This window comes from Klebsiella sp. MISC125, from assembly GCF_051131775.1.
Lineage (GTDB): Bacteria > Pseudomonadota > Gammaproteobacteria > Enterobacterales > Enterobacteriaceae > Klebsiella.
Window position 1 is genome coordinate 3297614 of the sequence record NZ_CP180448.1, and the last position, 13597, is coordinate 3311210.

Here is a 13597-nt window from a genome sequence, read left to right on the forward strand (position 1 = left end):
CGAAAGATCAATTCTCGCCGAAATGAATGACGGTGCGAATGGATTTACCTTCATGCATCAGGTCAAAAGCTTCATTGATCTGATCCAGCGGCATACGGTGGGTGATAAACGGGTCGAGGCGAATTTTGCCCGCCATCGCCTCTTCCACCATTCCCGGCAGCTGAGTGCGCCCTTTCACGCCGCCAAACGCCGAGCCGCGCCAGACGCGACCGGTCACCAACTGGAACGGACGGGTTTTGATCTCCTGGCCTGCGCCAGCAACGCCAATAATCACGCTCTCACCCCAGCCTTTATGGCAGCACTCCAGCGCCGCGCGCATCACGTTGACGTTACCGATACACTCAAAGCTGAAGTCCACGCCGCCATCGGTCAGTTCAACAATCACATCCTGAACCGGTTTGTCGTAGTCGTTCGGGTTGATAAAGTCGGTTGCGCCCATCTCTTTAGCGAGGGTGAATTTTTCCGGGTTAGTATCAACCGCCAGAATACGTCCGGCTTTCGCCTGTACCGCGCCCTGAATGACCGCCAGGCCAATACCGCCGAGACCGAAGACCACCACGGTATCGCCCTCTTTCACTTTCGCCGTATTGTGAACCGCACCGATACCGGTGGTCACACCGCAGCCCAGTAGACAAACTTTGTCCAGAGGCGCCTGCGGGTTAACTTTCGCCAGAGAAATTTCGGCCACCACGGTGTATTCACTGAAGGTGCTGGTGCCCATATAGTGATAAATAGGCTCGCCGTTATAAGAGAAACGGGTGGTGCCATCTGGCATCAGCCCCTTACCCTGAGTGGCGCGTACCGCCTGACAGAGGTTGGTTTTGCCCGATTTACAGAACTTACACTCGCGACACTCGGCGGTGTACAGAGGGATCACGTGATCGCCTGGTTGCAGACTGGTCACGCCTTCACCCACTTCGACCACAATACCGCCGCCTTCGTGGCCCAGTACTGCCGGGAAAACGCCTTCCGGATCGTCGCCAGAAAGAGTAAAAGCATCGGTATGACATACGCCGGTATGGGTAATTTTGACCAGCACTTCGCCTTTTTTCGGCGGTGCGACGTCAATCTCAACGATTTTTAGCGGCTGGCCTGGGCCAAACGCGACTGCTGCACGTGATTTCATATTCTCTCTTCCTCGTCGTGATTTTATTTTAAGTAGGATCGTAGCAGATGGCCAACTTCCGCCATTCTGGCGGCGCGTTGGTCTGGCGTCGTTTCGCCGCTCACCAGTTCATCTTGCAGGTGAATTTCAACCATTTCGCCCATCAGGCCGTTAGCGGCACCGCGAATAGAGGCGATCTGTTGCAGGATAGTCATGCAGGGTTCGCCGGATTCCAGCGCCCGTTCGAGCGCTTCAACCTGGCCGCGTATGCGTCGTACCCGGCTGAGGGCACGTTTTTTATCTTCAGGTGAGTGTGGCATGATTACGCCCTCAAAATCATATAGGGGGGTATACTATATTTTTTCGCTTAAAGAGGCAAATCAACTCGCCGCTTTAACCGTAGCATAGCGGCGAAAATTTACTCTTAGTCGAGATCGAGGATCATAGATTCACAGCGTAAATCAGCATTAGCCATTTTCGAATACCAGAGTTTTTCACCCAACGAAATAAAGCCCAGGCGTAGATAGAAACCGGCTGCATTTGGCGTCGCGTCGAGCGCAATTGTCCTGAACTTACGTTGTTTGGCTTCCCCGATAATTGCCGCCATGATCATGCTGGCACAGCCCTTACCCTCCCATGTCGGCAAGGTAAAAATGGCTTCAACGCTCCCCTCTTCGATATCGAGATAACCACTGGCGACCGGCTTTCCTTGCCCATCATCGACAACAAAGAAGGGATTATCGCGAACCGCATGACGATAACCTTCAGGCATGCCATCGGGAGTCCATGCGCGTATGATTTCCGGCAGATAGCTTTCCCGGCAGCCGTGGCGAATCGCCTGATTACGGATATCCCAAAGTGCTGGAGCTTCGTCTGCGATGGCAACTCTAACTCTCATCCCTTTCTCCTCAATTTTTATTGTTGATAACATTTTTATCACAATTATCAAAGGAAGAAACAAAAAACCCGCCTAAGCGGGTCTGAAGATGTTTAGCGTTTGCGCGGCATCATCCGCAGCAGCGTATTGTCTTTCCAGAAATAATGGTGCATCAGCGCCGCCAGCGCGTGCAGGCCGACAATAAAGTAGCCAGTGTTTGCCAGCAGCTCGTGCCAACCCTTCAGCGTATCCACCAGCTCAAAGTTGCTTTCTGCCGCATGGGGCATGGTCAAACCAAAAGCAAACCACGGATTGCCACGATAATACATCATCACCATGCCAATCACCGGCAGCGCGATAAACAGCAGATAGATAATCAAATGCCCGAGGTGCGCTAAGCCCGTCATCATTGGCGACGGTTTGGGCACAATTGGCGGTGCGGGAAATTTCAGACGCACGAGCAGACGCGCCACCATCAGTACAAAGATCGAGATCCCGCAAGAGACATGAATCATATTAATGACCGGCCGCGCGCTCCGAGGGAAAAAGCCTCGTAGCTCCATTGCCGCATAAGCGCCAATCACTAACAAAAAGACCAGCCAGTGGATGCCTATCTGCAGGCCGGAGTATTTATCGCGCATGGAAAACCCTTAAGGAAACAGTGATGCCGTCAACATAACTACCTTTCCTTAAAAATTCATTAACTTTTACGAAGCATTAACAAACTATTGCTGAACATGATGTAATCAGATTAAAAGCAAGCAGTTAGCGCCGTTTTATTTGGGGGTGACGTCGTCCAGGTTCACCAGCCCCTCTTCTGGCCTGACAGAAATTTATCGTCCAGACTGAAAGCAAAGACGTGGTCTGCATCGGCATTGTGCTTTACACTGCGCGCTGCAAAACTGAGTAGATAAACGATTAACCAGGCGGTAAGGCGATGAACGGAACGATCACAACGTGGTTTAAAGATAAAGGCTTTGGATTTATCAAAGATGAAAACGGTGAGAACCGCTATTTTCATGTGATTAAGGTCGCCAATCCCGATCTGATAAAGAAAGATGCAGCCGTCACTTTCGAACCCACTACCAATAACAAGGGCTTATCCGCTTATGCGGTAAAAGTGATACCGGAAAGCAAATACATCTATATCGCGGGTGAGCGTATTAAGCTCACGTCGATCAAGTCCTATCTGGTTTACAGCGAAGAAGTGCCAGCCGACACCCGCATTGATAAAGAAAACGCTGTACTGTCTGTAGGTGCGCTGATGGGGAGTATCAGGCCAAAATCAGCCGCTAAACCGGGTGAAATGCGCTCGCTGAAAAAGCTGGCGGTGACCACTTTTCAGGGAACGACGTTAATCTTTTCTGAAGATGAAATAGACGTGGATGCCACGGTAAAAATGCTCAAGGTCTGAAATGATCCTGTGCCGAAATCTTGCTTGCATAAGCAGGATTTCGGCATCGCTTAGTCGTCAGGATATTTGGCGAATTTATTTAACCGAGAGTTCCTTGCGGATAATTTCTGCCCCTGCACTTAACGCATTTAGTTTGCCTGCGGCTACCTGACGAGATAATGGCGCCATGCCGCAGTTGGTAGAAGGGTAAAGCTTGTCAGCGTCGACAAACTGAAGGGCTTTGCGTAATGTGTCAGCAACCTCCTCCGGCGTCTCAATAGAATTCGTTGCCACGTCGATGGCCCCGACCATCACTTTTTTACCGCGAATCAGCTCAAGCAGGTCCATCGGAACATGCGAGTTATGACATTCCAGTGAGATGATATCGATACTGGATGTTTGCAGCTTAGGAAATGCTTCTTCATATTGACGCCACTCTGTGCCCAGCGTCTTTTTCCAGTCGGTGTTCGCTTTGATGCCATATCCATAGCAGATATGTACCGCCGTTTCGCATTTCAGCCCTTCCACTGCTCTTTCTAAAGCCGCGATCCCCCAGTCATTCACTTCATCAAAAAACACATTAAAAGCCGGCTCATCAAACTGAATAATATCGACGCCAGCAGCCTCTAGCTCTTTGGCTTCCTGATTCAATATTTTCGCAAATTCCCAGGCCAGTTTTTCGCGGCTTTTATAGTGGTCGTCATAAAGTGTATCAATCATGGTCATAGGCCCAGGTAGCGCCCATTTAATAGGTTGTTTGGTGAGCTGACGTAAAAACCGCGCGTCCTCAACAAAAACGGGTTTTTGGCGTTCAACAGCACCTGTGACGGTTGGGACGCTTGCTTCATAGCGATTACGAATTTTCACCACTTCACGTTTTGCAAAATCAACACCGCTGAGGTGCTCAATAAACGTGGTCACAAAGTGCTGACGCGTTTGCTCGCCATCGCTGACAATATCGATACCTGCACGTAATTGATCGTACAGAGCCAAACTCAGCGCGTCCTTTTTCCCCTCAATTAACTCTTCATTTTGTAGTTTCCAGGGGGACCATAGTTTCTCAGGCTCAGCGAGCCACGAAGGTTTGGGTAAGCTGCCCGCAGTCGAAGTGGGTAATAATCTTTTCATAATAGTTGGCCTTATATCGTTAATTAAATAGCGTACTGAGCAGACTACTGATCGAGAATGTTCTTGTACGGTTTAATGAAGTTCTCTTCAGTAAATTTCCCCTGCTCAATAGCCAACTGGCTACGCTCTTCCCGGTCATAAACAATTTTTGTCAGTGAGTGATCCTGGTGATTCAGGTCAGGTTGATAGCACTGCCCTGCCACAGAGTTGGCGTTGTAAATCTCAGGCCGATAAATTTTCTGGAAAGTTTCCATCGTGCTGATGGTACTCATCAGCTCAAGATTAGTGTAATCGCTCAGTAAATCACCTGAGAAATAAAAAGCCAAAGGTGCGACACTATTTGCAGGCATAAAATAACGAACCTGCAAGCCCATTTTTTTGAAATAGCCCTCAGTCAACGACGTTCCATTCTGTTGGTATTCAATGCCCAGCACAGGATGCTCATTACCTGTTCGATGGTAGGTGTTTTTATTGGATACGCTGAGGCATATCACCGGCGGTTTGCTAAAGTTATGTTTGTACTCACTTGAGTTTACAAAACATTTAAAGATATTGCCGTGTAAATCACCAAAATTATCGGGAAGACTAAACGCTGATTGCTGTTTATTGTGCTCTAACAGCAATACGCTAAAATCATAATCTCTGACATAAGAAGAGAAGTTATTCCCTACAATGCCTTCAATACGTTCGTTGGTTTTTTTATCAATGATATTCGTTTTTAATATTTCTATTACCGGGAAAGTGTCGCCATTAGCCTCGATACTCATCTCGACAGAAATGATTTCAAGCTCGAGCGAATAACGCTCGCCTTTCGGATTATCCCAGTGCGCCAGCGTGTTGAAACGATTGTCAATCATCAATAAAGTGTTACGCAAATTCTGCTGACGATTTTGCCCTCTGGCTAAATTAGCAAAGTTAGTTGTAATACGCGTATTTTCAGAAGGGTTATAATTTTCATCGAAAATACTGCTCTTAATCGTAAAAGTAAAATTTTTATTCATCGCAATTTTGCATCCTGAGTCCTGACATGAAAACTGAATTTATACCCGTCATACTTCAAGTTGCTTGGGCGTTGGCTCAGTCAGCGGCCTTCATGTTGCCAATAAGTTAATATGGTGTATTTTATGCCAGAGCCACTGGATGAGTGAAAGCGAGTTAATTTCATTACAACATGAGCTATCTTCATGATCTTCAATCGCTGATTTGGCGCCAGGCCAATCCTGTTTACAATCTGCCTACCCCAGCTAATATGCCCTTAACGAATAAAACTGAAACAAAAAATTATTAAGCGTCAGCATGTTAGCGCCAACCTCCAGAATTCATTAAATTTTTCATATGGTTTTTTCGAACAACTGGCCATTTTGCACAAATGTCCGGTTGCCCAATCCCGATGGCTGGACTAAGCCTGGAGAAGTTTTAACGTATCAATTCAACTTACCAGGAGATTTTCATGAGCAAACTTGGGATTAATGGATTTGGCCGTATTGGACGTTTGGTGCTACGCCGGTTGTTGGAAGTGAAAAGTTCTTTAGAAGTGGTGGCCATTAACGACCTCACCTCGCCAAAAGTGCTGGCCTACCTGTTAAAGCATGACTCTAACTACGGCCCTTTCCCATGGAGCGTTGATTTTACTGAAGATGCGCTTATCGTCGATGGCAAAAAAATCACCGTGTACGCTGAAAAAGAGGCTCAACATATTCCGTGGAAAGCGGTGGGTGCCGAGCTGATCGTCGAGTGTACCGGTTTTTATACCTCCACTGAGAAAGCGCAGGCCCACCTGAGCGCAGGTGCGAAAAAGGTGCTGATTTCCGCACCGGCAGGCGATATGAAAACCATCGTTTACAACGTTAACGATGACACTCTGGCCGCAGATGATACCATTATTTCCGTCGCCTCCTGCACCACCAACTGTCTGGCTCCGATGGCAAAAGTCCTTAACGATGCGTTCGGTATTAAGCTAGGCACCATGACCACCATCCACGCCTATACCGGCACCCAGTCGTTGGTTGATGGCCCACGCGGTAAAGATCTGCGAGCTTCGCGCGCGGCGGCGGAAAACATCATTCCGCATACCACTGGGGCTGCGAAAGCGATCGGTCTGGTTATCCCGGAACTCAGCGGGAAATTAAAAGGCCATGCCCAGCGCGTACCGACCAAAACAGGATCGGTAACGGAACTGGTCTCCGTGCTGGCGAAAAAAGTCACCGCCGAAGAGGTCAATCAGGCGATGAAAAACGCGGCGGCGAACAATGAATCGTTCGGTTATACCGAAGTGGAAATTGTCTCGTCAGATGTGATAGGTAGCCATTTCGGTTCAATTTACGACGCCACGCAGCTTGAGATAGCCGAAGCCGGTGATGTTCAGTTGGTTAAAACGGTGGCCTGGTACGATAACGAATATGGCTTTGTCACCCAGCTGATTCGCGTACTGGATAAATTCGCAAAATAATCCCGCATAAGGCAGATGGTACTTGGCTATCTGCCTGTTTTCACTCCGCCGACGCGAGTCTTTCGCGTAAAAACTCAATGAATATCTGTGTCCTGGCAGGTAGTAAGCGCGTTTCAGTCATGGCATAAACGGACTGCGGAGAACCGTGCCATTGCGGCAAAATCGCGGTTAATTTCCCCGCAGCCACTTCGTCGGCCACTACCTCCACTGGCATCAAAATGATCCCCATATTGAGCGTCGCTAACCGACGAATCATCCCCACACTATTGAGCGTAAACCGCCCGCTTACCGCCACCGTCTCACTTTGCTGCTGGTGATGCAGCGTCCAGGCGTTATTTTTGAGCATTCCCAGACAGGCGTGATGCGCAAGGTCGGCAGGTGTGGCGGGGAGCCCAGCGCGAGCGAGATATCCTGGAGAAGCATACAGATAAGCTTTCATCGACATCAGCTTACGGGCGATGAGCAGAGAATCTTTCGGCTCGCCTATGCGGATCGCGACATCAGACGGCTCGCTAATTAAGTCAACTTTTCGCGGGGTGACATCAAACTCAAACGTAATGCCAGGATAAAGCCCGGCAAACTCGGCAATAATCGGCGCCAGCCACGTCACGGCAAAATCGACCGGAAACGAAGCTCTTAAGACCCCTTCAGGCTGAGTCATGATCTCACCTAATTGCTCATGCGCCAGCCGCGCTTCGTCCACGATGCGGCGGCAACGTTCAAAATAGATCTGCCCGGCATCGGTCAGCTCTATTTTACGAGTTGTCCGATGCAGCAACCTCAGACCTGTCGACTTTTCAAGCTCGCTGATTCGGCGCGACAGAGTTGACGCTGGCGTCCCGGTGATCTCCGCCGCGCGACGAAAACCTCGGGCTTTAACCACCTCAACAAACAATGACATATCGCTTAGATAATCGTTCATTCAACTGTGCCATTTATGGAACAATGAAATCCATAGTACCCACTTTATCCTTTTCATGAAACAGATGATGATTGACCTCATCACGTTCAGCGCGCCAACTACCATGCGCCCAAGAGGATTTCACCGATGAGTACAGTATTCAATCCCGTTTCAATAGGCCGCTATACGCTGGCAAACCGCCTGGTCATGGCACCAATGACTCGCTCGCGCGCGCAATATGATGGTACGCCCGGCGAATTGGCGGCAACCTACTATGCACAAAGGGCCAGCGTTGGGATGATTATTGCCGAAGGAACTCAGCCATCAGACGATGGCCAGGGATATCTCACAACTCCGGGTATCTACACGGATGCCCACGTGACTGGCTGGAAAAAAGTCACTGCCGCCGTACACGCCAAAGGCGGCAGGATATTTATCCAACTGATGCATGCGGGCCGCATGTCCCATCCGGACAATACGCCACACCACCGAGAAGGCGTGGCACCCTCGGCCATCGCACCGGGCGCGCCGATGTTTACCGCCAGCGGAATGCAGGAAATCCCCACCCCCAGAGCGCTTAGCCGCGATGAAATTCAGCAGACCATCGCCGATTTTCGCGTCGCCGCGAGAAGAGCCATTGAAGCCGGTGCGGATGGTGTAGAAATACACGGTGCCAATGCCTACCTTATCCATCAGTTTCTGGCACCTAGCGCCAATACGCGCACCGATGAATACGGAGGTTCCATACAAAATCGCGCGCGCTTCGCCATTGAAGTGACTCAAGCGATTGCCGATGAAATAGGTGGAGATCGCACAGGTATCCGCCTCTCCCCCGGGATGAATATGTGGGGAATCGACGAAGGAGAAGACCGCGCGGATCTCTATCGTTACCTGGTTGGCAAACTCAATAAATCAGGTCTTGCATGGCTGCATGTTATGCATATGGGTGATGAAAGTCTGCTCAGCGACCTGCGACAAATCTGGAGTAGTAAACTGATCCTTAATCGTCCTGGACGCCCACGCGAGGAAGTTGGCTGCGATGTAAATTCCGGCCTGGCGGACCTGGAGTCTTACGGTGCGATGGTGCTGGCAAACCCGGATTTTGTCGAGCGTCTACAAGCTAATGCACCCATGAATGAAGCACAGCGGGAGGGCTTCTTTGGTGGAACGGAAAGATTCTATACCGACTATCCGACCATGAAGTAGTTCGACGGGCCCCGCTGAATCATCAGCGGGGCTTCGGACAATGGTTTATAACTGCAAATAGACCACCTGAGTTTGCAGATACTCATTCAGGCCATGACGCCCATCTGCACCGCCAATTCCCGATTTACGCCATCCGGCATGGAAGCCCTGCATTGCTTCAAAGTTTTCGCGGTTGATATAGGTTTCGCCGAACTTCAGCCCTTTTATTGCCTTCATAGCGACATTCAGGTCACGAGTATAGATAGATGAGGTCAGGCCATAATCGCTATCGTTGGCCATTGCCAGCGCCTCTTCGAGCGTGTCAAACGCCACCACCGGCAGTACCGGGCCAAACGTCTCTTCATGAACGATATCCATCTCCTGACGCACGTCCAGCAGCAGCGTTGGCGGATAAAAATAACCCTTGCCTGCGACCGCTTTACCGCCAAGGGCAACGCGGGCGCCCTGCGCGACCGCCTTCGCCACCTTCTGCTCAACGCGCTCCAGCGCGGCGGCGTTGATCAACGGCCCCATGGCGATATCGTCACGTGAAGCCGGGTCGCCAAACTGTACCGCTTTCATTGCTTCGCCAAGTCGGTTAACGAAGCGGTCGTAAATCCCTTTTTGCACATACACGCGCTCGACGCAGTTACACACCTGCCCGGTATTGATGACACGCGAATCCACCACTGCCTTGACCGCCAGCTCGATATCCGCATCATCCATCACGATGGCTGGCGCTTTTCCTCCCAGCTCAAGGCAAACTTTGGTGATATTTTTCGCCGCAGCGGCCATGATTTTCTCACCAGCCACCACGCTGCCAGTCATGCTGACCATCGCCACTTTCGGGTTACCCGCCAGCTCCTGACCTACGGTTTCGCCACGGCCCAGCACCAGGTTAAATACCCCCTTCGGCAGTCCGATCTCATGGACGATTTGCGCAAAGGCGATGGCGTTATTTGGCGTAAATTCACTCGGTTTAATGACGATGGTATTGCCGGTAATCAACGCAGGAGCCAGCTTGCGAGCAATCAGGAAGAACGGGAAGTTCCACGGCAGGATACCGGTCGTTACGCCCAGCGCGCGTTTAAAGACCAGTATGTTTTCGCCCGGACGGTCGCTCTGCACGATTTCACCTTCATAACGACGTGCCCATTCGGCCATATAGTCGAGGTAATCGGCGGTAAAGGAGACTTCGACTGCCGCCAGTTGCTGAATTTTCCCACCTTCGGCGACAATCAGCGCGGCGATTTCATCCGCCCGCTCGCGAATACCGGCAGCAATTTTGCGCAACCACCCCGCCCGCTCAATAGCTGGCAGCGCTTCCCAGCCTGGTTGTGCCCGCTCAGCCGCCAGAATCGCCCGCTGTGCATCCTCCGCGCTCCCGTCAGGAATGCGCGAAAGCAGCGCTTCCGTCGCCGGGTTGATAACATCAATCCAGGCATCACCGCGGCCAGATTCAAACTGACCGTCAATGTACATAGGGTGTTGAACGGGTGCTGTCATGGTTTGCTCCTGTGGAGTTATTGTTTTTAACAAGTGAATTTAATGTTAAAAACTATCTCCTGAACGGCAATTCGATAGTCCTGACGCGCGTTTTTGTGAGTCATTTCATAAAAATAGAGGAGTTCGACGCAGAGATAATCACAATTCGATAACACATCATGCCCGTTTGCGATAATCCTGACGCAAACGGGCAAATTTGCGCTTGGTTATAAGACGTTTTTAATGCGGGCTGGCAGCGATGGGGTTAAGCGCATCAAGAAAATTGGCGAGAACGCAGGCGCGCATCCATGACTGGCCGCCAGGACGGCGGCCAGAGAGCGGGCGAAAGAAATATTCCCCTTCACTGACATTTTGCTGAAATAAAAAATCTAACCCAGAGTTCGCGCGTTCAGCGCATCGGACAGCAGACGATCATCACGCAGCGTCTCCCACGCCTGCACAATATGCGGCGGAATATCCACATGGGCGATAAACCCCTTACCCAGCGGGCCGTATCCCTGCGGATTATCTGCCAGCCGCGGCAGTTCGCCGAGGATTAACGCCAGATAGCGTCCAACCGGCCACAGACCCTCTTGCTCACCACTGAAGGTTAACCCGTTATCACTGTTGCACAGCACAGGCGAGCAGCCCGGCGTGCTGTACCATTGCGGCGCAGCGGTCTCCTCCCCCTGCCAGACGCGGGCAAACGTCGCCATCGTTCTGCGCTGCATCGTCGGGTCTTGAATCACCACGCCCGTGCGATGTGCAATCCCTCTCTCTTCGAGCATTTGTCGGGTAAAGCGCGCGTTCTCTCCGCAGTTGGTGGAGCGGTCTTCCACCACAATCCTTTCACGAGGAATCTGCCAGAACTGATGGGCGATATCAGCAAGAATATGCGACTCGGCGCGCCCCGATACCAACAGCGTCCGGTAGCGAGAGTCGCTCAACACCGCATCATATAAAAATGAGGTGGAATGGCCGATGCCGCCGCTGATCAGTAACGGCACAGCGTGACGTGCCGCCAGCTGGCAGGCGAAATCAATGGTCGGGATCACCGCATTACCCGCCAGTACCACCACATCTATTTGCGGATCCTGTGATAAATCATCTTGCGCCAGCCAGGCCCCCAGCCGGTTTGCCGCCGCCAGTGTATTAGTCGGTAATGATGGAAAATGTTCTGCCATATCCTCTCCTTTTCACGCCATTTCACCCTTAAGTTCCCGGCCACCATCATAAACCGCCAATTGTGCTTTGGGTAATAAAGCGCAAACATCTCGTCAACGCTTTCATAGCAACAAAGTCAACACATCTACATAGCGTTTTGTTCACTTTTTGAAGAGAGTCAAGATTCTAATAAATAGGGATAAATAGCCACAACTACGGCTTTAATGCACAAAGATGCATATTCATCCGCAACAGGCGTTATTTCTCGTTTTTTTATTCATAAAAAACTCAAGCCCACCCGTAACGACAGCATATTCTGAATTTTTGCCAAATACCGTCCCATTAAATTGGTGATAACATTCTCGTTACAGAGTTTCTCGCTGTATCTTTCCACGGTTAACAAAATAATTATCACTGCAAAACAGGACTCTTATGGAAAAGTTATCTTACGCTTCTGAAAGTAGTACATCCCCATGGACCACCTACCTGCGCCAAATTGACCGCGTCGCGCCCTACCTGGGCGATCTCGCCTACTGGATCGAAACCCTGCGCCACCCAAAACGCGCGCTGATTGTTGATATTCCGGTACAAATGGATGACGGTACCATCCGCCATTTCGAAGGCTATCGCGTCCAGCACAACCTCTCGCGCGGGCCAGGTAAAGGCGGGGTGCGCTACCATCCGGATGTAGACCTGAATGAAGTCATGGCGCTCTCTGCCTGGATGACCATCAAGTGTGCTGCAGTCAATATTCCTTACGGCGGCGCGAAAGGCGGGATCCGCGTCGACCCGTTCTCATTATCCGAAGGTGAGCTGGAGCGTCTGACCCGCCGCTATACCAGCGAAATCGGCATTATTATTGGGCCGCAAAAAGATATTCCGGCACCAGACGTCGGCACCAACGGTAAAGTGATGGCCTGGATGATGGATACCTACTCCATGAACCACGGCACCACCATCACCGGCGTGGTTACGGGTAAGCCTATCCACCTCGGCGGCTCTCTGGGCCGTGAAAAAGCCACCGGCCGCGGTGTATTTGTGACCGGACGCGAAGTAGCTCGTCGCAGCGGGATCGAAATTGAAGGCGCGAAAGTCGCGTTGCAAGGTTTTGGTAACGTCGGTAGCGAAGCAGCCCGCCTGTTCGCGGGCGTCGGCGCGCGCATCGTGGTGATTCAGGACCACACCGCCACTCTGTTTAATGAAGGCGGCATTGATATGGCCGCGCTGACCGCATGGCAGGCCGAGAACAAACAGATTGCCGGTTTCCCCGGCGCGCGCGAAATCGCCAAAGAGGAGTTCTGGACGACGCAGATGGATATTCTGATCCCGGCGGCGCTGGAAGGCCAGATTACGCGTGAACGCGCCGAAACCATCAGCTGCAAACTGGTACTGGAAGGCGCTAACGGCCCGACCTACCCGGAAGCCGATGATGTGCTGGCCGAACGCGGCATCGTGGTGGTACCGGACGTTATTTGTAACGCCGGCGGCGTCACCGTGAGCTACTTTGAATGGGTGCAGGATATGGCCAGCTTCTTCTGGAGTGAAGAGGAGATCAACGCCAAAATGGACCGCATCATGACCGATGCGATCGTTCATGTCTGCGAAAAAGCCGCTGAAAAAGAGTGCTCTTTGCGTACAGCCGCCTATATCGTAGCCTGTGAACGTATCCTGATGGCGCGTAAAGATCGCGGTATTTATCCAGGATAATCTGACCTTCTCAGCCCGGTTTATGCCGGGCTTAGGTTCGCTGCTCGTATTTTCGCCGGATGGCGGCTAACGCCTTATCCGGCCTACAAAACCCACGGTACCAACATGTTATGCATCCTCCTGTAGGCCCCGCCGGGCAATGCAACACCTTCTTAGCCCAACCGGTTGTGTTTTCTTATCCCCCTACAATAAACGCACATACC

General features: G+C 51.2%; 13 protein-coding genes. 4 read left to right on the forward strand and 9 right to left on the reverse strand.

What is annotated here, in order from left to right; translation table 11 throughout:
- Positions 1-7 precede the first annotated feature (7 nt).
- From ACMYSL_RS15680 to cybB, 4 genes are all read right to left on the reverse strand, one after another.
- Complete coding sequence (locus ACMYSL_RS15680) at positions 8-1126, reverse strand: S-(hydroxymethyl)glutathione dehydrogenase/class III alcohol dehydrogenase (protein WP_434659007.1); 1119 nt, start codon at positions 1124-1126, stop codon at positions 8-10.
- A 23-nt stretch (positions 1127-1149) separates the two neighbouring features.
- Positions 1150-1425 carry a metal/formaldehyde-sensitive transcriptional repressor gene (locus ACMYSL_RS15685; protein ID WP_004101746.1) on the reverse strand — a complete coding sequence of 92 codons (276 nt, stop codon included), beginning with the start codon at positions 1423-1425 and terminating at the stop codon, positions 1150-1152.
- A gap of 104 nt (positions 1426-1529) precedes the next feature.
- The gene (locus ACMYSL_RS15690) at positions 1530-2003 is read right to left on the reverse strand and encodes a GNAT family N-acetyltransferase (protein ID WP_434659008.1); all 474 of its coding nucleotides are present in this window, start codon (positions 2001-2003) and stop codon (positions 1530-1532) included.
- 92 nt (positions 2004-2095) lie between these two features.
- Positions 2096-2623, reverse strand: a complete 528-nt coding sequence (gene cybB, locus ACMYSL_RS15695; RefSeq protein WP_434659009.1) for a cytochrome b561 — start codon at positions 2621-2623, stop codon at positions 2096-2098.
- 296 nt (positions 2624-2919) lie between these two features.
- Between cybB and ACMYSL_RS15700 the strand changes: the two genes are divergently transcribed.
- Positions 2920-3396, forward strand: coding sequence for a cold-shock protein (locus ACMYSL_RS15700; protein ID WP_181482384.1), 477 nt, complete (start codon positions 2920-2922; stop codon positions 3394-3396).
- A gap of 75 nt (positions 3397-3471) precedes the next feature.
- Here ACMYSL_RS15700 and ACMYSL_RS15705 read toward each other — a convergent pair whose 3' ends face one another.
- Both ACMYSL_RS15705 and ACMYSL_RS15710 read right to left on the reverse strand, forming a co-directional pair.
- Positions 3472-4503, reverse strand: coding sequence for a methionine synthase (locus tag ACMYSL_RS15705; RefSeq protein WP_304258781.1), 1032 nt, complete (start codon positions 4501-4503; stop codon positions 3472-3474).
- A 44-nt stretch (positions 4504-4547) separates the two neighbouring features.
- Positions 4548-5504 (reverse strand): DUF1852 domain-containing protein, encoded by a 957-nt coding sequence (locus tag ACMYSL_RS15710; protein WP_434659010.1) that lies wholly within the window; start codon positions 5502-5504, stop codon positions 4548-4550.
- A 449-nt stretch (positions 5505-5953) separates the two neighbouring features.
- Between ACMYSL_RS15710 and gap the strand changes: the two genes are divergently transcribed.
- Complete coding sequence (gap, locus tag ACMYSL_RS15715) at positions 5954-6952, forward strand: type I glyceraldehyde-3-phosphate dehydrogenase (protein WP_434659011.1); 999 nt, start codon at positions 5954-5956, stop codon at positions 6950-6952.
- Positions 6953-6992: 40 nt separating this feature from the next.
- Here the strand turns inward: gap and ACMYSL_RS15720 are convergent, their stop codons facing one another.
- Positions 6993-7874: a LysR family transcriptional regulator gene (locus tag ACMYSL_RS15720; RefSeq protein WP_434659012.1), complete on the reverse strand. Its 882-nt coding sequence runs from the start codon at positions 7872-7874 to the stop codon at positions 6993-6995.
- A gap of 126 nt (positions 7875-8000) precedes the next feature.
- Between ACMYSL_RS15720 and ACMYSL_RS15725 the strand changes: the two genes are divergently transcribed.
- On the forward strand, positions 8001-9059 hold the full coding sequence (locus ACMYSL_RS15725; RefSeq protein WP_434659013.1) for an alkene reductase: 1059 nt from the start codon (positions 8001-8003) through the stop codon (positions 9057-9059).
- Positions 9060-9104: 45 nt separating this feature from the next.
- On the opposite strand, the gene aldA is transcribed toward ACMYSL_RS15725, so the two are convergent.
- Together aldA and ACMYSL_RS15735 are read right to left on the reverse strand one after the other, a co-directional pair.
- Entirely contained in the window at positions 9105-10544 is a 1440-nt protein-coding gene (aldA, locus tag ACMYSL_RS15730; RefSeq protein WP_434659014.1) for an aldehyde dehydrogenase, read from the reverse strand.
- 368 nt (positions 10545-10912) lie between these two features.
- Positions 10913-11707 carry a YdcF family protein gene (locus ACMYSL_RS15735; protein ID WP_434659015.1) on the reverse strand — a complete coding sequence of 265 codons (795 nt, stop codon included), beginning with the start codon at positions 11705-11707 and terminating at the stop codon, positions 10913-10915.
- 412 nt (positions 11708-12119) lie between these two features.
- Here ACMYSL_RS15735 and ACMYSL_RS15740 point away from each other — a divergent pair, with 412 nt between their 5' ends.
- Positions 12120-13394 carry a Glu/Leu/Phe/Val family dehydrogenase gene (locus ACMYSL_RS15740; RefSeq protein WP_110274809.1) on the forward strand — a complete coding sequence of 425 codons (1275 nt, stop codon included), beginning with the start codon at positions 12120-12122 and terminating at the stop codon, positions 13392-13394.
- Positions 13395-13597: the final 203 nt, after the last annotated feature.

Bases quoted from the DNA above. Each gene is read 5' to 3' on its own strand.
- ACMYSL_RS15710 (WP_434659010.1), bottom strand. From the start codon at position 5,504: ATGAATAAAAATTTTACTTTTACGATTAAGAGCAGTATTTTCGATGAA.
- ACMYSL_RS15690 (WP_434659008.1), bottom strand. From the start codon at position 2,003: ATGAGAGTTAGAGTTGCCATCGCAGACGAAGCTCCAGCACTTTGGGAT.
- ACMYSL_RS15735 (WP_434659015.1), bottom strand. From the start codon at position 11,707: ATGGCAGAACATTTTCCATCATTACCGACTAATACACTGGCGGCGGCA.
- ACMYSL_RS15680 (WP_434659007.1), bottom strand. From the start codon at position 1,126: ATGAAATCACGTGCAGCAGTCGCGTTTGGCCCAGGCCAGCCGCTAAAA.
- ACMYSL_RS15700 (WP_181482384.1), top strand. From the start codon at position 2,920: ATGAACGGAACGATCACAACGTGGTTTAAAGATAAAGGCTTTGGATTT.
- ACMYSL_RS15740 (WP_110274809.1), top strand. From the start codon at position 12,120: ATGGAAAAGTTATCTTACGCTTCTGAAAGTAGTACATCCCCATGGACC.
- cybB (WP_434659009.1), bottom strand. From the start codon at position 2,623: ATGCGCGATAAATACTCCGGCCTGCAGATAGGCATCCACTGGCTGGTC.
- gap (WP_434659011.1), top strand. From the start codon at position 5,954: ATGAGCAAACTTGGGATTAATGGATTTGGCCGTATTGGACGTTTGGTG.
- aldA (WP_434659014.1), bottom strand. From the start codon at position 10,544: ATGACAGCACCCGTTCAACACCCTATGTACATTGACGGTCAGTTTGAA.
- ACMYSL_RS15725 (WP_434659013.1), top strand. From the start codon at position 8,001: ATGAGTACAGTATTCAATCCCGTTTCAATAGGCCGCTATACGCTGGCA.
- ACMYSL_RS15685 (WP_004101746.1), bottom strand. From the start codon at position 1,425: ATGCCACACTCACCTGAAGATAAAAAACGTGCCCTCAGCCGGGTACGA.
- ACMYSL_RS15720 (WP_434659012.1), bottom strand. From the start codon at position 7,874: ATGAACGATTATCTAAGCGATATGTCATTGTTTGTTGAGGTGGTTAAA.
- ACMYSL_RS15705 (WP_304258781.1), bottom strand. From the start codon at position 4,503: ATGAAAAGATTATTACCCACTTCGACTGCGGGCAGCTTACCCAAACCT.